The organism is Flavobacterium sp., from assembly GCF_043760115.1.
Lineage (GTDB): Bacteria > Bacteroidota > Bacteroidia > Flavobacteriales > Flavobacteriaceae > Flavobacterium.
Window position 1 is genome coordinate 1 of the sequence record NZ_JAYUPK010000114.1, and the last position, 17,089, is coordinate 17,089.

16 protein-coding genes, 1 tRNA gene and 1 CRISPR repeat array are annotated in these 17,089 nt (G+C 29.3%); of the genes, 7 read left to right on the top strand and 10 right to left on the bottom strand.

From position 1 onward, the window contains the following. The first annotated feature begins 610 nt into the window (after window positions 1–610). Window positions 611–2,030: direct repeats of the CRISPR family, unit length 36 nt; unit sequence AATATCGTGTTTTCTAATCTTTAATCAAACCACAAC. Between the two features lie 105 nt (window positions 2,031–2,135). After that, window positions 2,136–2,273 carry a hypothetical protein gene (locus ACH2BC_RS09755; RefSeq protein ID WP_395053807.1) on the bottom strand — a complete coding sequence of 46 codons (138 nt, stop codon included), beginning with the start codon at window positions 2,271–2,273 and terminating at the stop codon, window positions 2,136–2,138. A gap of 9 nt (window positions 2,274–2,282) precedes the next feature. After that, window positions 2,283–5,660: a type II CRISPR RNA-guided endonuclease Cas9 gene (gene cas9 / locus ACH2BC_RS09760; RefSeq protein ID WP_395053808.1), complete on the bottom strand. Its 3,378-nt coding sequence runs from the start codon at window positions 5,658–5,660 to the stop codon at window positions 2,283–2,285. A gap of 398 nt (window positions 5,661–6,058) precedes the next feature. On the opposite strand from cas9, the gene ACH2BC_RS09765 reads away from it, so the two are divergent. From ACH2BC_RS09765 to ACH2BC_RS09775, 3 genes are all read left to right on the top strand, one after another. Beyond that, complete coding sequence (locus tag ACH2BC_RS09765; protein ID WP_395053809.1) at window positions 6,059–6,904, top strand: transketolase; 846 nt, start codon at window positions 6,059–6,061, stop codon at window positions 6,902–6,904. A 180-nt stretch (window positions 6,905–7,084) separates the two neighbouring features. Then, the gene (locus ACH2BC_RS09770; protein ID WP_395053810.1) at window positions 7,085–7,627 is read left to right on the top strand and encodes a hypothetical protein; all 543 of its coding nucleotides are present in this window, start codon (window positions 7,085–7,087) and stop codon (window positions 7,625–7,627) included. Beyond that, window positions 7,624–8,577: a transketolase family protein gene (locus ACH2BC_RS09775; protein ID WP_395053811.1), complete on the top strand. Its 954-nt coding sequence runs from the start codon at window positions 7,624–7,626 to the stop codon at window positions 8,575–8,577. Before ACH2BC_RS09770 ends, ACH2BC_RS09775 begins: the two co-directional genes overlap by 4 nt. 104 nt (window positions 8,578–8,681) lie before the next feature. Here the strand turns inward: ACH2BC_RS09775 and ACH2BC_RS09780 are convergent. The 6 genes from ACH2BC_RS09780 to idi all read right to left on the bottom strand — a co-directional run bounded on the left by ACH2BC_RS09780 (window position 8,682) and on the right by idi (window position 11,562). Further along, window positions 8,682–8,755 (bottom strand) — tRNA-Thr (locus ACH2BC_RS09780). An 80-nt stretch (window positions 8,756–8,835) separates the two neighbouring features. Then, entirely contained in the window at window positions 8,836–9,102 is a 267-nt protein-coding gene (locus tag ACH2BC_RS09785; protein WP_395053812.1) for a hypothetical protein, read from the bottom strand. A 55-nt stretch (window positions 9,103–9,157) separates the two neighbouring features. After that, a complete protein-coding gene (locus ACH2BC_RS09790) occupies window positions 9,158–10,126 on the bottom strand; it encodes a type I phosphomannose isomerase catalytic subunit (RefSeq protein WP_395053813.1) in 969 nt (322 codons plus the stop codon). Window positions 10,127–10,146: 20 nt separating this feature from the next. Continuing rightward, window positions 10,147–10,596 carry a peroxiredoxin gene (locus ACH2BC_RS09795; protein WP_395053814.1) on the bottom strand — a complete coding sequence of 150 codons (450 nt, stop codon included), beginning with the start codon at window positions 10,594–10,596 and terminating at the stop codon, window positions 10,147–10,149. Then, on the bottom strand, window positions 10,596–11,006 hold the full coding sequence (locus tag ACH2BC_RS09800) for a 6-pyruvoyl trahydropterin synthase family protein (RefSeq protein WP_395053815.1): 411 nt from the start codon (window positions 11,004–11,006) through the stop codon (window positions 10,596–10,598). Before ACH2BC_RS09800 ends, ACH2BC_RS09795 begins: the two co-directional genes overlap by 1 nt. Window positions 11,007–11,034: 28 nt before the next feature. After that, complete coding sequence (gene idi / locus ACH2BC_RS09805) at window positions 11,035–11,562, bottom strand: isopentenyl-diphosphate Delta-isomerase (RefSeq protein ID WP_395053816.1); 528 nt, start codon at window positions 11,560–11,562, stop codon at window positions 11,035–11,037. A gap of 197 nt (window positions 11,563–11,759) precedes the next feature. Here idi and msrB point away from each other — a divergent pair, with 197 nt between their 5' ends. From msrB to ACH2BC_RS09820, 3 genes are all read left to right on the top strand, one after another. After that, complete coding sequence (msrB, locus tag ACH2BC_RS09810) at window positions 11,760–12,323, top strand: peptide-methionine (R)-S-oxide reductase MsrB (RefSeq protein ID WP_395053817.1); 564 nt, start codon at window positions 11,760–11,762, stop codon at window positions 12,321–12,323. A 3-nt stretch (window positions 12,324–12,326) separates the two neighbouring features. Continuing rightward, a complete protein-coding gene (gene msrA / locus ACH2BC_RS09815) occupies window positions 12,327–12,938 on the top strand; it encodes a peptide-methionine (S)-S-oxide reductase MsrA (protein WP_395053818.1) in 612 nt (203 codons plus the stop codon). A 206-nt stretch (window positions 12,939–13,144) separates the two neighbouring features. Then, on the top strand, window positions 13,145–14,551 hold the full coding sequence (locus ACH2BC_RS09820) for an ATP-binding protein (protein ID WP_395053819.1): 1,407 nt from the start codon (window positions 13,145–13,147) through the stop codon (window positions 14,549–14,551). On the opposite strand, the gene ACH2BC_RS09825 is transcribed toward ACH2BC_RS09820, so the two are convergent. After that, the gene (locus tag ACH2BC_RS09825; protein WP_395053820.1) at window positions 14,540–16,102 is read right to left on the bottom strand and encodes an NAD(P)/FAD-dependent oxidoreductase; all 1,563 of its coding nucleotides are present in this window, start codon (window positions 16,100–16,102) and stop codon (window positions 14,540–14,542) included. The two genes, ACH2BC_RS09820 and ACH2BC_RS09825, sit on opposite strands and share 12 nt — an antisense overlap. A gap of 68 nt (window positions 16,103–16,170) precedes the next feature. Between ACH2BC_RS09825 and ACH2BC_RS09830 the strand changes: the two genes are divergently transcribed. Continuing rightward, on the top strand, window positions 16,171–16,410 hold the full coding sequence (locus ACH2BC_RS09830; RefSeq protein ID WP_395053821.1) for a hypothetical protein: 240 nt from the start codon (window positions 16,171–16,173) through the stop codon (window positions 16,408–16,410). A gap of 175 nt (window positions 16,411–16,585) precedes the next feature. On the opposite strand, the gene ACH2BC_RS09835 is transcribed toward ACH2BC_RS09830, so the two are convergent. Further along, a complete protein-coding gene (locus ACH2BC_RS09835; RefSeq protein ID WP_395053822.1) occupies window positions 16,586–16,834 on the bottom strand; it encodes a response regulator in 249 nt (82 codons plus the stop codon). Window positions 16,835–17,089 lie beyond the last annotated feature (255 nt).

A 17,089-nucleotide genomic window follows, 5' to 3' on the forward strand; every position in this document is an offset into this window, starting at 1 on the left:
CGCGACCTGTCCCTACGAGAACCACATCTCCAAAACAACATTCCATATTTTTTACACATGATGTAATAAAATATAAATTATCTTTTGAATAATCATATCCTTTTAACCTATTTCCTTTTCTATTTTTCATTTTGATATTTATTCTTTGATATTTATTCTTTGATATTTATTCGCATATGTACTGACAGGTCGCGACCTGTCCCTACGCATTGCAAATAACAAAATTAATTTTAAAATAACTATGAAAATAATTACAACTAAAAAAATGCTCCAATAATGGCTTATCAAATCGAAAAATCCGAAATTATGACTGTTAAAACAAATGTGTTTATTTTTCGATTCACAAACACTCCAATAAAAAATAAATACTTGGTGTTTGTAAACCACAACTTTTGAAATCGAAAAATCCGAACTTATGACTGTTAAAACAAATGTGTTTATTTTTCGATTTACAAACACTCCAATAAAAAATAAATACTTGGTGTTTGTAAACCACAACTTTTGAAATAAAAAAATGCTCCAATAATGGCTTATCAAACCAAAAAAGGAGCATTTTTTATTACGATATTTCACTTTATTCTCTTGATTATTAGGAGGTAACAAGCCAACTAATATCGTGTTTTCTAATCTTTAATCAAACCACAACCTTCCATTGTTTGCAAGCATATAATGACCAAATATCGTGTTTTCTAATCTTTAATCAAACCACAACCAACCATTGAATGTATAGGAACCAATGTTCAATATCGTGTTTTCTAATCTTTAATCAAACCACAACACTACACCTACAACACTTAATATTGCTTGAAATATCGTGTTTTCTAATCTTTAATCAAACCACAACCCTGTTTTAGTATTGAATTTGTTATTTTGGAATATCGTGTTTTCTAATCTTTAATCAAACCACAACGGCACGGCTTTTTTTAAAAAAATAAATTATAATATCGTGTTTTCTAATCTTTAATCAAACCACAACCTTGTGCTGTGATGGTATGGAGGATCAAGAAATATCGTGTTTTCTAATCTTTAATCAAACCACAACGTATTTGATATTTTTGAACTTCATTTGCGTAATATCGTGTTTTCTAATCTTTAATCAAACCACAACCTAAAAGAATTCACATTGAAAATAATTCAAATATCGTGTTTTCTAATCTTTAATCAAACCACAACTTGCAACAGTATCGGTTAATTCTGTGCCTTAATATCGTGTTTTCTAATCTTTAATCAAACCACAACTGTTTGATGTCATTGGAGAAATTAGATTTAAATATCGTGTTTTCTAATCTTTAATCAAACCACAACTACCAATTTCTACTAGTAGAGCTAAACTTAATATCGTGTTTTCTAATCTTTAATCAAACCACAACCAATTATTCCTTGTATGTTTGCTTTTAAAAAATATCGTGTTTTCTAATCTTTAATCAAACCACAACAATACAATTTAGCAGGATTAAATTCTATTAAATATCGTGTTTTCTAATCTTTAATCAAACCACAACACGAAGCTTGTTTTCTCGCAGCAGCTAGTTAATATCGTGTTTTCTAATCTTTAATCAAACCACAACGGTTTATGATTTTGTGTTTGTCTCCACCTGAATATCGTGTTTTCTAATCTTTAATCAAACCACAACCTGGTGTTGTCGAGTTGCTAAAAAAAATTAAATATCGTGTTTTCTAATCTTTAATCAAACCACAACGATTACGTATTCCTGAATACCCTTGAACATAATATCGTGTTTTCTAATCTTTAATCAAACCACAACGCGACCGCTTTCAACCTGCCAATTTACTAGAATATCGTGTTTTCTAATCTTTAATCAAACCACAACACGTCTAAAGAAACATTTGAGTTTTGACGAAATATCGTGTTTTCTAATCTTTAATCAAACCACAACAACAATCTAGCTTGTTCATCCCATGTTTCTAATATCGTGTTTTCTAATCTTTAATCAAACCACAACCCTTATTAATATCGCTTGTATTATCTACATAATATCGTGTTTTCTAATCTTTAATCAAACCACAACTGAAAGTTCTTGCATCTTTTGCGAGGCAGATGCCATAACTTCCAGTTGTGGTTTGGCTGTTTAAGACTATGAAAATTGTATGTCAATGAACGCGTTTTTTTTATATTAAGACAAACCAAGTCTTTTTTTTATCTCATTTAAAAGTTCCTCTTTTGTCTTTTTACTAAATCCACTTTTTCCAGCTCTATCTAATTTAGCTTGAATTTTTGCAATTTGTTCTTTTGATAAATTTAACTGATTCATTTTTCAAAATTATATTTTTTTAATTTTCCCAGAAACTGAAATTTTTACTTTTATTGGATTAAATGTTTCCCAACCTTTAAAACTACTTATTCTCCTAAAAGCACTTGAATTTGTATCTTTATTTTGAGTTGCATCAGAATTTAATCTAAATTCATAAAACATTTCTGAAATTGTTTGAACCTTAAATAAATGCTCTTTTAAAATTTCAAAATCAAGATTATTCCAATTGATTTCATCTTCATTTAATCCTAATAAAAACATATCATTTCTTTGTAATATCGTTATTATTTCTAAACCATCAATCGGTAACTTAAAAATGTTTTCTCCTGTTCGTTTTCGTTCTACTACTGTCCAAAAAGTAACTGTTTTCTCTTTTAAATTTCCTTTTTCATCTTTATAAATAAGTACATGATGATTATTTCTAGGATTTACCCATTGATTTACATTGTCTTTTAGTTTTTCTGCTCCGCTAAAATTTTCTTTCATTCTTACTTTTAAGATAGGAACTGGATTACCATTTTTATTAGGTAAGAAAATTTGAGGTTGCTTTACTCCATTCTCATCAAAAATGAAAAAAGTGTTCGCAGGAATAGTTCCTTTTATAAATCCACCAAGTTCTTGAATCCTTTTAAGAATTAATTTTCTAATGGTTTGGTCAACCACTTTTTCTAATTGTTTCTCAGTTGTTAAACTATCTATTGATTTTCTAATATGGTATGCTTCATCACTAAAAGGAGCAGTTCTTTTACCATAAACAAATTCCTTATGCAATTGACCTCGAGCAGCAACTCCTTTATTGATATGTGTTTTTCCATTTTTCTCAACTTTGGTATATCGAATAGTAATATCATTTGAAATACGTTTATGTGAAATCAATATTTTGTCAACTGCTTTTTCAGCATCAAGTCGAAATGTTTCCCAAGGCATTGGAAAATCTTTTAAATCGTAGTTTCTATTATATCGATTCCATTTTGATAATTCTTGTAAATAACTTGTTTTACCACAAGCCATAACCAAAGCATCAATTGCGTGATGACGATGGTCTTCACGTGTTTTGGCATTTTCGTCATTCAAAACAGTATTCAAACCCCATTTTTGACGCATATTGGCAGTCATTTGTCCTGGAGAAACATTTACTTTTTTGCAAATTTTTGATAAATATGTTGACGCTTCTTTACTAATAAATCGTGTATCATTTAATTGTCTAGAAGTAAAATCATCATCAAACTTTTGTTGCACAAATCGTTTGAATTTTTGATAAGCGTTTGGATATTCTTTGGTGTCGGAAAACAATTTTAAAGCTCGTTCTTTAATTGCTGACCAATTTAATTCATCATTTCCATAATATTCATAAGGCGTTTTGTTACCTTTTAAACCATTTTCTTTTGCCCAACATAGTGTTTTATTATTGAAACTATCATTTAACGAACGACTCCAAGGATGAATGTGTTCTATTTGTATTTCGCCAGTAAATAATTTTGCAACAGAAATTGCAACGCCAGTATAAGGACAAGTTTGTTTACATTCTTCCCAAAGTTTGAATTTTAAAATATTATCGTGCGTAACTCTAGTATATTTTTCTACTTCACTTTTTATTCTGTCATTTTCTCGTTCTAATCGTTTCTGATCCCTACGTATTTTATTTCGTTGTGTTTTCGAAATTTTTAAATCACGAGCCATCTCCACTTTTATTTCATCAAGTTGTCCGTGTTCTTCTATTAATTCATTTACTAATTTACGTAATTCAAATAAAGCTGTAATTACAATTGGGTTTCTAATAGCTTGAATTTCTTTATCAGCATCTTTGCCTACTGGTAATTTTTCTAATACTATTTTTGAGTCAATTGATGCCGAATGGTGGTACAATTTTTTTAATTGTTTGTCATCATATCGAAAATCTTTCCTAAGTAAATCTTTAATAGTATCGATGAATCCACCTGAGATTTTAGACCTAATTATTCCTTCAACATTATCAATTAAATCGGATTGTTTTTGATTGTTTTCTAACGTGTCATTTTGCCATTTTTCGCCAAAAGTGTTTTTAATTCCTCCCATAACAACTGCAACATCATAAGTATAACCTTGTTGCAGAAATGGTAAAATATTTCCAATTGCTTTTCTACTCAAACTGGCATATCCATCTTTAACATTAAATTTTGAAATTGCAATAGCTTGCTCTTCTGTAAATTTCCAATTATTGATAGCATATTCTTTTAAGTTAGATTTACTATCAAAAAAGTATAAAACGTGCCAAATATCTTCTTGCTCTTTCTCTGAAAATTCAAACCATTTTTTGCCAAAAAATTTTTTGTTAGACAAATTAGAAATAGTATGTGTTCCAACTATTTTATCATCGTCTTTGTAATTGAATTTGAATTCGGCACTTTCTTTACCAATTGCTTTTCTGAGTTTTTTAAATTCTATTTTATCAAACGAAAGTAATTGTTCAATTATTTGGTCCTTTTCCTCTTTTGAAATTTTAATCCCATTATATTCAACCGTATTTACCCATTGATAAATTCTAAACATTTCAACAGGAATTGCGCTTGTTGGGCATTTAGTTTTTGTAGTTTCAAATGAACAATTACCAACCAAATGCTTTTGAGAACGCAAAGGTCGTTGATGAAATAATATTCCATCTTCTTTATAACTATCTTGCTTTCTTCCTCCAAAAATTGTTTTTAAATCATAATTTAAAACTGAATGATATTGTGCTTGTTTCTCCCAAATTAATTCAAATTCATCCACATACATTTTACGAGTGGTATATCTGTTTCTAATTCTTTCTAAACCATCTTGAAAGGGCTGATTTTCTTTTGGATAAATTTCATAAAGATAAGAACCTAAGGTTTTGCCTTCAATACTTTCTAATGTATCATCGATACCAATTTTTCCTTCTTTGGCATTTCCTTTAAAAATAGCACCATCATCGCTTCCGCTTTTTCTACTATTGCTCAAAAAACCTCTTCTTTGAATTAAGTGATAAAAAATTCTACCAATTTCTTCTAATGAAAGTTTTTCATTCAATACTTTTTGACGCAATTCATAAGGATTTAATGCAAACCAATTTGCTAATTTGTCCGTTGGAAATAATTTTGTTTTTTTCCAATCTTCGAAATCTTTTTCATCAATTGGACACATATTATTATTAGAAAGTTCCTGAAGTAAAATTTTCTTTCTTAATCTTCTTCTAAAAAATTGACGACGAACACCTCTTGCTCCAGTTCTACTTGCATTTTTAGACATTTCATTATCTCCATCACCCAAATTCTCAACTCCCATTGGAAAAATTCTACTTCCAATTCCAATAATTTTATTAAATTTATCATCAATTAATGCCCAACCAATTGAGTTAGTTCCCAAATCCAATCCTAAAATCTTTGCCATAATAATCTGTATTTATAATAATTTCGAAAGGTAAATAGTTTTAAAATAACTATTTTACGGTTTTCCGCATTTTGGTAAAATATTTTTTTTATTGCTAATGTAAAGTTTTTTTATATACATTTGTAATGATTAAAATTTCTAATCTTTAATCTTATCACAATAAGGCTATATGCCGTAGATTTATTTCTTTAGTCCTGCTTCGGTGGGACTTTTTTTTTATTAAAATTTATAATCTTTAATCTTATCACAATAATCCGCCTCTGCGGAATAGAGAAATCTTTAGTCCTGCTTCGGTGGGACTTTTTTTTGTTTAAAACATTTTACAACTTATAACAAATTCATTTGCCGCACCTAAAAATAACATTTACTTTTGAGTTTTAAATTTTTAACTACACAAAATGTCTAACACACAACAACTAAACGATTTTTCAACACAAGTACGAAGAGACATTCTTAGAATGGTGCATGCCGTAAATTCTGGTCATCCTGGTGGTTCACTTGGTTGTACAGAGTTTTTGGTAGCATTGTATCAAGAAATTATGGACAGAAAAGTAGGATTTGACATGAACGGAATTGGAGAAGATTTATTTTTTCTTTCTAACGGTCATATTTCTCCTGTTTTTTACAGCGTTTTAGCCAGAAGCGGCTATTTTCCAGTTTCAGAATTAGCAACTTTTAGAAAACTTAATTCGCGTTTGCAAGGTCATCCAACAACTCACGAAGGTTTACCTGGAGTTAGAATTGCATCTGGTTCTTTAGGACAAGGAATGTCTGTAGCAATTGGTGCTGCGCAAGCTAAAAAACTTAATAATTGTAATCATTTAATTTATTCTCTTCATGGTGATGGCGAGTTGCAAGAAGGTCAAAATTGGGAAGCAATAATGTATGCATCAGCAAAAAAAGTTGATAATTTGATTGCAACTATCGATTTAAATGGAAAGCAAATTGATGGATCAACTGATGAAGTTTTACCAATGGGAAGTATTAGAGCAAAGTTTGAAGCTTTTGATTGGGATGTTCTTGAAATAAAAGAAGGAAACAATATTGAAGCCATAATTATTGGATTGAACGAAGCAAAATCAAGAACTGGAAAAGGAAAACCAGTTTGTATTTTATTACATACCGAAATGGGAAATGGTGTAGATTACATGATGTACAGTCACGCTTGGCACGGAAAAGCGCCTAATGATGCGCAACTTGAAACTGCTTTGGCTCAGAATTTAGAAACTTTAGGAGATTATTAATTTATGAAAAGGATATTTATCATTATTATTTTTTTAGTCAATTCATTTTGTTATTCTCAAAAAGAAAAACAGTTTAATTATTTTTTTGATACTTGTACTGAGCAAATTGTAAATAAATACGATAAAAAATTCTATTCAAAAGTTTTTTATTTTAACAACAGTAGAGATTCCACATATAATATGAGTGTTTATAAAATTAATGATTCTATTTATTCAGGATTAAATGATTTTAAAAACTCTATTCTTGTAAAATTTAAAATTGATTTTAATTACAATAATGTAAAAGATTTAGGCAAAATAAAAATCAATAAACTTTATAATAATGTAGCGTTTCATAAATATAATACTAAAAAATATGTTGAAGATTTTGAATATGAATACGATTCAATTAGTAATGTTAGCATTGTACATATAACACAATTTAAAAATAAAAAAAAGAAGAAAATTGTAAATGAACACTATTATATTTTTTCAAACAATAATAATATTGAGAATTTTGAAGATAAAAACATTAAAAATTTTATAATAAAAAAATATAATATTGATGCAATCAAAAATCAAAATTTAGAAAAAATAATATGTTTATTCGATGGAAAAAAAATTTTTGAAAGTAAAATAATTAATATAAAAAAAATAAATTACACGCTATCATTTTCTGGAGCGGAAACTTCAATTAAATATGGTCCAATAACCAATTTTTTACATAATAACACAACTCAATGAAAAAATATACAAACACAGGAAGTAAAGATACACGTTCAGGATTTGGTGCAGGAATGACCGAATTGGGACAAAAAAATGAAAATGTTGTTGCACTTTGTGCCGATTTAATAGGTTCATTAAAATTTGACGATTTCAAGAAAAATCATCCAGAACGTTTCTTTCAAATAGGAATTGCTGAAGCTAACATGATTGGAATTGCTGCAGGATTAACAATTGGAGGAAAAATTCCGTTTACAGGAACATTCGCCAACTTTTCTACTGGAAGAGTTTATGATCAAATTCGTCAATCTGTTGCTTATTCTGATAAAAATGTGAAAATTTGTGCATCTCACGCAGGATTGACACTTGGTGAAGATGGTGCAACTCATCAAATTCTAGAAGATATTGGACTTATGAAAATGTTACCAGGAATGACAGTAATTAATACCTGCGATTACAATCAAACAAAAGCTGCAACGCTTGCAATTGCAAATCATCATGGTCCAGTTTATTTACGCTTTGGTCGTCCAGTTGTGCCTAATTTTATGCCAGCAGATGAAGAATTTGTAATAGGAAAAGCAATTCTGTTAAACGAAGGAAAAGATGTAACAATTATTGCAACAGGACATTTAGTTTGGGAAGCATTACTTGCAGCAGAAGCTTTAGAAGCAAAAGGAATTTCTGCTGAAGTAATAAATATTCATACCATAAAACCATTAGATGAAGAAGCAATTTTAAAATCTATTGCAAAAACTGGTTGCGTGGTAACTGCCGAAGAACATAATATTCTAGGTGGTTTAGGAGAAAGCGTTGCAAGAACTTTAGCTTTAAATAATCCAACACCACAAGAGTTTGTAGCAGTTCAAGATTCATTTGGCGAAAGCGGAACTCCAGAACAATTGATGGAAAAATATAAATTAAACAATCAAGCAATTGTTGAAGCAGTAGAACGAGTTATAAATAGAAAGTAAATTTTATTTTTTATAAATTTCAAAATCCATTTCAAAATTATATTGAAATGGATTTTTTTTAACAAAAAAACCATTTTATTTTTCAATAAAATGGTTTAAAATTGAGCCGGCGGAGGGACTCGAACCCACGACCTGCTGATTACAAATCAGCTGCTCTAGCCAACTGAGCTACGCTGGCGTCTTCAATTCGATTGCAAATATAATAGTTGAAATTAATTATGCAAAATATTTTACTACTTTTTATCGAATTATTTTTAACTACAAAGTATTTATTTTTTCAACCAATTGATTTGCAGCTTGTTCTAGTTCTACATTAATTTGCTTGAAATGTGCTTTTTTATCTTCTACTTTTTTAGCATTTACTTTAACAATTAAATTGTCAAAAGTTGCAATTGCTTCATCAATTACCGCATTAGTTTTTTCTGAAGGTTTTCCTGTGGTAGACATTTCATAAATGTAAACTGCTTCAATAATATCACCTAATACAAAATTGATGTCTTTCTTTAAATTTTTAACACTTGGCATTTTATTCTATTTTTAAAATTCGATGCAAAATTACATATAATCTTTAGATTAACGACTATGAAATGTAAATTTCTAATAATGATGCTTTTCCAGATAATTCAAATGTATCTATAAAAGCTGGAATCAATATTGTATCACCGACATTATATTTATAAATTGTTTCATTTAATTTTAATTCAAAATTTCCTTCAACACACATTAAAACTTTAAAAGATTCTTTATTTAATTCGAATTTTAAAACATCTGTCAAAGGAATATAATTTGTTGTAAAATATTCGCAATCAACAACTTCATTAACAAAATTGTCTATTTTTTTATATTTCTTTTCAGCATTAACAACGTTATAGTTTATTGCTTCAAGTGCCAAATCATTATGCAATTCTCTTTTATTTCCGTTGGCATCTACTCTATCAAAGTCATATATTCTATAAGTAATGTCAGATGTTTGTTGAATTTCTGCAATTACAATTCCTGCACCAATGGCGTGAATTGTTCCAGTTTCTAAGAAAAAAACATCTCCTTTACTAACTTTTTTTGTATCTAAAATTGAAAGCAATTTTTTATCTTCGATACTTTTTATGTACTCTTCTTTATTAGATTTTTCTTTAAAACCAACAATCAATCTAGCATTCTCATCGGCTTGCATTACATACCACATTTCGGTTTTTCCAAATGAATTGTGACGCTTTTTAGCCAAATCATCATTAGGATGCAACTGAATTGATAAATCTTCTCGTGCATCAAGGTATTTAAAAAGCAATGGAAATTGTTTTCCAAAATTTTTATACACTTTAGTTCCCAAAATTTCTTCTGGATATAAATTTATTAATTCTACAAACGATTTTCCTTTAAAAATTCCATTTGAAATAATGCTAACATCGTTTTCTACAGTTGAAATTTCCCAACTTTCGCCAGTTACATTTGATTGAATTGGTTTGTTTAAATAGGATTTTAATTTAGTTCCACCCCAAATTCGATCTTTTAAAATTGGTTCAAATTGTAATGGATAGCATTGTAATTTCATTTTAGACATTTATTAAAATGTTACATTTTTTTTATCGCTTTTAAAGCATTAGAAATATGATTTTTAGGCATCATACTATCAAAAATCATTTTTATAATTCCTTCTTTATCTGCAACATAAGTAACTCTTCCTGGAATTAATCCAAACATTCCTGTTGGAACTCCAAATAGTTTTCTAACTTTTTTAGAAGCATCTGATAATAAAACAAATGGTAATTTATATTGTTTTGCAAATTTTTGATGAGATAAAACGCTGTCACTACTAATTCCAATAACTACTGCTCCTAAATCTTTAAAATCTTCATATTGATCACGAAAACTGCATGCTTGTGCAGTACAACCTGCGGTGTTATCTTTTGGATAAAAATAAACTACTGATGGTTTTCCTAATAATGATGAACTATCAAAGGTATTTCCGTTAGCATCATTAAGTGTAAAATTCGGAATTTTATCTCCAATTTTTAATTCCATTAGTTTCCATTATAGGTTACAAAATTTCGTGGAGTTTCATATAGAACAACTTCCAAATCTAATTCTGGTTTGATTTTTTTTCTTAATTTATTCCAAATTACAACTACTATATTTTCGGCTGTTGGATTTAAATCTTGAAATTCTGGAACATCAAGATTTAGATTTTTATGGTCAAATTCTTTTTCAATGTCTTCTTTTATCATGTCTGTAAGAAACTTAACATCAAGAACATAACCAGTTTCTTTATCAATTTCTCCTGTAACACTTACAACTAATTCGTAATTGTGTCCATGAAAATTGGGGTTATTGCATTTTCCAAATATGGCATCATTTTGCTCCATAGACCAATCTTTTCTGTACAACCTGTGTGCGGCATTAAAATGTGCTTTTCTTGATAAAGTTACTCTCATTTGGTATTTGTTAAATAAAATTTTAAAATTATAATTTATGATCTTCAAGAAAATGGTAAAATTCGTCAAATATTATTTTGAACCAAACTGTATAAATTTCTGGATTTTCTTGTATATCCTTTTCTACATCATCAATTGCCATCCATTTCCATGAGGCAACTTCTTCATCATTAATTTTAGGTTCGTCATTATAATAACCAATCATAACATGATCTAACTCGTGCTCTGTCAATCCATTATCGAACGGTGCTTTGTATATAAAATGAAATAATTCTTTCAATTCTGTTACAAATCCCATTTCTTCTTCCAATCGTCTTATTCCAGCTTTAATATTGGTTTCGCCATTTCGTTGATGACTGCAACAAGTATTTGTCCACAATAATGGAGAATGATATTTATGATGCGCACGTTGCTGCAACATTATTTCGTTTTTAGAATTTAAAACAAATACTGAGAACGCACGATGCAAAATGGCTTTTTCATGTGCTTCAAGTTTTGGCATTAAACCAATTTGCTCGTCTTTTTCATTAACTAAAATAACTTTTTCTTCCTGCATATTTATTTATTACTCGGTAAAAATACAAAAAAAGAGTTTTAAAATTATGGTTTTTTAAGATTGTGAAAAGTTTAACTTGTGTTGATATTTACATCATGAAACAAAAGTTAAACTTTACTTAATTCTAGACAAATTGCAAACTGTGCGACATTTAAACTCGTAAATGATGTGTAAATTTGTATAATAAAATAAGCAAAATGAAAAACTTAAAATCAATACTTGCACCAATTACTTTTACATTATGTATGTTCTTGTCTGCTTGTGCTCAAAAAACTAATTCAACAGAAGAAAAACCTACAGAAATTAAACTTTTAACTAAAACTAATAAAATGACAAATCCTTATTATTCTAGAACAAGTACTGAAAAACTTAACGTTTCAGATGCAGAATGGAAGAAAGTTTTACCTCAAGATTTATATGCAACTGCAAGAGAAGGTGATACAGAAAGAGCATTTACAGGAAAACTTTGGGATTCTGAATCTAAAGGAACCTACTATTGTGCTGCTTGTGGAAATAAATTATTTAAATCGGATCAAAAATTTCAAAGCAGTTGTGGTTGGCCAAGTTTTTTTGAACAAGAAAATAAAAACAGTGTAGTTTATAAAGTAGATAAATCTTATGGAATGGTAAGAACAGAAGCACTTTGCGGAAGATGCGATGCGCATTTAGGACATCTTTTTGATGATGGACCAGAACCAACTGGTAAAAGATATTGCATGAACTCTGTTTCGTTAGAATTTGATCCTGACTCTGAAAAATAAGTTATGAAAAAATTAATTTTTTTAGCAATCATTTGTACTAATATACTAGTTGCGCAGAAAAAAAATGTCAATACAAATCTAGAAACCATTACACTTGGTGGTGGATGTTATTGGTGTGTTGAAGCAGTTTACGAAAATTTAAATGGAGTAACATCAGTAGTTTCTGGGTTTTCTGGAGGAAAAAAATTAAATCCTACTTATGAAGAAGTTTCTTCTGGTACAACTGGTGCAGCAGAAGTTGTACAAATTACTTATGACAAATCGATAACAAATTTAAATGAAATTTTTAAAGTGTTTTTCACTGTTCATGATCCTACAACATTAAATCTTCAAGGTGCAGATGAAGGAACGCAATACAGATCTGTTATTTTTTACAAAAATGAAGAGCAGAAAAAAGCTGCTCAAAGTATTATTGCCGATTTAAAAAAAGCTAAAGTATATGATAGTCCAATAGTAACAACATTAGAACCTTTTACTAAATTTTATAAAGCAGACGAGTATCATCAAGATTATTATGCAAAAAATAAAAATAAACAATATTGTCAAATGGTAATTCAACCCAAAATTGAAAAATTTGAAAAGGTTTTTAAAGATAAATTGAAAAAGAATAAATAATTATTAATTCAAGTAAAAAATCGTTCAAGAAATTGGGCGATTTTTTTATTTTATTGCGTTAAATTCCGCTGTAAGTATATTTTTTATAATAGTTACAGCAGAATTGAAAATTATTTAATAGGAATATATTAAAGTATAAGATGAAGTATTTTTCGCTGTAAAAGTATTTTTTTATATATTTACAGCAGAATTGAAATATATAAATCATGGTAGGAAGAGAAAATGAAATAGCACTGTTTGAAGAAAAATATCTTTCGGAAAAGTCAGAATTCATGGCACTTTATGGACGAAGACGTGTGGGTAAAACCTATTTAATAAGAGAACATTTTAAAGGTAAATTCACTTTTCAGCTTACAGGAATTGCAGATGCAACATTGCAAGAACAGCTGCTTAATTTTCAAATTGGTTATAACGAACAATATCCTGCTTTAAATCTAAAACCAAAAAATTGGATTGAAGCATTTCAGCAAATAAAAAATTGCATAGAAAAATCTAAACAAAAAAAGAAAGTCATTTTTATAGATGAACTACCTTGGTTTGATACTCCGAATTCAAAATTTATACGTGGTTTAGAACATTTTTGGAACAGTTGGGCATCGGCAAGAAACGATGTTTTATTAATTGTTTGCGGTTCGGCAGCATCGTGGATGATTAATAAATTAATTAATAATAAAGGTGGATTGCATAATCGAGTAACGGTTAGATTAAAAATAGAACCTTTCACACTTAGAGAATGTGAGCAATTTGTAAAATCCAAAAAAATGAATTTGGGCCAATATCAAATTATTCAATTGTATATGGTTTTTGGCGGAATTCCTTTTTATTGGGACGAAATTCAGAAAGGTTTAAGTGCAACTCAAAATATTGATGCCATTTGTTTTTCTAAAAATGGATTGCTGTTAACTGAATTTTCTAATGTATTCAAATCCTTATTTTCTAAAGCTGAAAAACACGAACTTATTGTAGATGCTTTGGCAAAAAAAAGCAAAGGTTTTACCAGAAGTGAAATTATTACAGCAACTAAAATATCTGATGGTGGTGGACTTTCAACTATTTTGAATGAACTCGAAGAAAGTGGATTTATAAGGAAGTATATTCCATTTAATAAAAAAAACAGAGACAGTTTATATCAATTATCCGATTTTTATACCTTATTCTATTTAAAGTTTATAAAAGATTATCAAACAACCGACACTAATTTTTGGATAAAAACCATCGATAGTCCAAAGTATCGAGCTTGGAGTGGATATGCATTTGAACAAGTTTGTTTGCATCATTTAGAGCAAATAAAAAAAGGATTAGGAATTAGTGGCATAGAAACCAATACCTCATCTTGGCGCAGTAAAAATTCAGTAAATGGTGCGCAAATCGATTTAGTTATTGACAGAAGAGACCAAGTTGTAAATTTATGCGAGATGAAATTTTCGGTAAATGAATTTGAAATTGATAAAAAATATGATGCCGATTTAAGAAACAAAATTGGAGTTTTTAGAACCGAAACCAAAACTAGAAAATCGGTTTTAATGACAATGGTTACTACTTTTGGATTGCAACAGAATCAATATTCGGGTAACGTTCAAAATGATTTAAAAATGAATGTTTTATTTGAATAAAAGCCCAGCAATTTTTAAAGCACATTTCTCTCCATCAATTGCTGCCGAAATAATTCCTCCTGCATAACCTGCGCCTTCACCACAAGGATACAAACCTTTTATTTGAAGATGTTCATAAGTGATATTATCTCTCGGGATTCTAACTGGCGAAGAAGTTCTACTTTCTGGAGCGTGAAGAATGGCTTCGTTAGTTAAATATCCGTTCATTGATTTACCAAATTCTACAAAACCTTCTCGTAATATTTGAGTTAAAAAACTTGGAAAAACTTGTCCTAATTCTACTGAAGTTGTTCCTGGTACATAAGATGTTTTTGGTATAGATGATGAAACTTTAGATTGTGTAAAATCGACCATTCGTTGGGCTGGAACTTTTTGGGTTTCGCCTGCAAGTTGCCAAGCTTTGTGCTCAATACTTTTTTGAAATTCTAATCCTGCAAGTGCGCCAAATTTTGCAAATGGTTTAAAATCTTCTAATTTTAATTCTACTACAATTCCAGAATTGGCAGTTGCCTGATCTCTTTTAGATGGTGACCAACCATTGGTAACCACTTCATTTTGAGCTGTTGCGCAAGGTGCAATTACGCCACCAGGACACATACAAAAAGAATACATTCCGCGACCATTTATTTGTTTTACAATACTATATGGCGATGGTGGTAAAAACGCGCCACGATAATCGCAACTGTATTGAATTTTATCTATCAACTCTTGCGGATGTTCTGCTCTAACGCCAAGTGCAAAAGGTTTTGCTTCAATAAAAATTTTCTTTTTGTCTAATAATTCGAAAATATCTCTGGCAGAATGTCCTGTGGCAAGAATTAATTTTTTTGCTAAAATAGAATCGCCTTTTTGAGTTAAAACTCCTTGAATTTCATTGTTTTTAATTATAAAATCTGTAATACGAGTTTCAAACAAAACTTGTCCGCCACATTCAATAATTTTATCTCGAATGTCTTGAATAATTTGGGGTAATTTATTAGTTCCAATATGTGGATGTGCTTCTACGAGAATATCTGGTGTTGCACCAAATGCTACTAATAATTTTAAAATTCTGTCAACATCGCCACGTTTTTTTGATCGTGTGTATAATTTTCCGTCAGAATAAGTTCCTGCTCCACCTTCGCCAAAACAATAATTAGAATCTTCGTTTACAATATGGTCTACATTTATGGCTTTTAAATCTCTTCTTCTGCCACGAACGTCTTTTCCTCTCTCTAAAACTATTGGTTTTAATCCTAATTCTATTAATTGCAAAGCTGCAAATAATCCTGCTGGTCCAGCGCCAACCACAAGAACTTCTTGCGAATTAGCAACGTTTTTATACTCTGGAAAATCTATTTTTTCTTCTTGATATGATTCTCCTTTTAAAACTACAGCAACTTTTAAATTTATTTTTATTGCTTTTTGCCTTGCATCAATAGAACGTTTTAACGGAATAATTTTATTTATATCTGAAGTTGAGACTTTTAAATTAGCAGCTACATAATTCAATAACAAATTTTCATTTGATGCAATTTCTGGTGTAACTTGTAGTTGTAATTCGCGAGGCATATTCTATTTTTAGCAAAAATAGTAATATGAAAATTGTTATTGTAATTTTGTAGCGTAAAACAATTAATATGTCTAGAAAAATAAAATTGATTTGGGATTTTCGTGGTCAAGCATCAGAGAAAACAGCACAACATCACGAAATTCATCTAAAAGAATATATAATTGCTGAGAAATTATCTTTAAATAGTACAGGATTTAATGTAATAAATGAAATGCACGCCATAGCTTTTATGGTGGTTACTGACAATGAAATGATTGCTGTTAGAGATTCTTTAAAACCTCATCGCGGTGAATTATTTGAAGAATAAGAAAAAATTACAAGTAACTTAACCACCATTTTTCTTTATGATTTTGTTTATAGTTGTCATTTTTTTATACATCAGCATTTATAGGTTTACTTTTTTAGCAACAATAACGTAACTTGTAGCAATTTCGTCAATATGAGAAAGGTTAACTAAAAACGAACTTCGTCAGCATTGGCAGTTAAAAAATTATTGGAATTTTATTTTCTTTGTGAATTAGTTTCGCAAGTTCAATTCCGTCAATGTCGGATTTTAGATTGATATCCATTAAAATAATATCTGGAATACAATCTCTAATACTTGGAAGCACTTCATCAGTTCTAGAAATTTTACCAATCACTTCATAACCTAAATCAACAAGTTGCATTGCAATATTGGCAGAAATAATCAATTCATCTTCTACAATTAATATAGATTTTTTCCTACTCATATTTGTTTGTTTTTTGGCATTAGCCGATTAAACAATTTACAAAGTAGTAGGTTTAATTGTAATGATATTGGGAATATCTTTGAATAAAAGTAAGTATTATCAAATAAAGATAATTAAAAAAACTTATTTATAAAATTAATGAACATCAAAAATTTCAATATTAATTCGCAACTTCACTAATAAATTTAATTCGCATTAATCTGAGTTCGTCTAAATCGTAATCGCCATCAAATTCTTTTAATGCTTTTTCTATAT

Coding starts and splice junctions, on each gene's coding strand:
- msrB (WP_395053817.1), top strand. CDS start 11,760: ATGAAAAACTTAAAATCAATACTTGCACCAATTACTTTTACATTATGT.
- ACH2BC_RS09835 (WP_395053822.1), bottom strand. CDS start 16,834: ATGAGTAGGAAAAAATCTATATTAATTGTAGAAGATGAATTGATTATT.
- ACH2BC_RS09765 (WP_395053809.1), top strand. CDS start 6,059: ATGTCTAACACACAACAACTAAACGATTTTTCAACACAAGTACGAAGA.
- cas9 (WP_395053808.1), bottom strand. CDS start 5,660: ATGGCAAAGATTTTAGGATTGGATTTGGGAACTAACTCAATTGGTTGG.
- idi (WP_395053816.1), bottom strand. CDS start 11,562: ATGCAGGAAGAAAAAGTTATTTTAGTTAATGAAAAAGACGAGCAAATT.
- ACH2BC_RS09825 (WP_395053820.1), bottom strand. CDS start 16,102: ATGCCTCGCGAATTACAACTACAAGTTACACCAGAAATTGCATCAAAT.
- ACH2BC_RS09820 (WP_395053819.1), top strand. CDS start 13,145: ATGGTAGGAAGAGAAAATGAAATAGCACTGTTTGAAGAAAAATATCTT.
- ACH2BC_RS09790 (WP_395053813.1), bottom strand. CDS start 10,126: ATGAAATTACAATGCTATCCATTACAATTTGAACCAATTTTAAAAGAT.
- ACH2BC_RS09775 (WP_395053811.1), top strand. CDS start 7,624: ATGAAAAAATATACAAACACAGGAAGTAAAGATACACGTTCAGGATTT.
- ACH2BC_RS09795 (WP_395053814.1), bottom strand. CDS start 10,596: ATGGAATTAAAAATTGGAGATAAAATTCCGAATTTTACACTTAATGAT.
- ACH2BC_RS09770 (WP_395053810.1), top strand. CDS start 7,085: ATGAGTGTTTATAAAATTAATGATTCTATTTATTCAGGATTAAATGAT.
- msrA (WP_395053818.1), top strand. CDS start 12,327: ATGAAAAAATTAATTTTTTTAGCAATCATTTGTACTAATATACTAGTT.
- ACH2BC_RS09755 (WP_395053807.1), bottom strand. CDS start 2,273: ATGAATCAGTTAAATTTATCAAAAGAACAAATTGCAAAAATTCAAGCT.
- ACH2BC_RS09785 (WP_395053812.1), bottom strand. CDS start 9,102: ATGCCAAGTGTTAAAAATTTAAAGAAAGACATCAATTTTGTATTAGGT.
- ACH2BC_RS09830 (WP_395053821.1), top strand. CDS start 16,171: ATGTCTAGAAAAATAAAATTGATTTGGGATTTTCGTGGTCAAGCATCA.
- ACH2BC_RS09800 (WP_395053815.1), bottom strand. CDS start 11,006: ATGAGAGTAACTTTATCAAGAAAAGCACATTTTAATGCCGCACACAGG.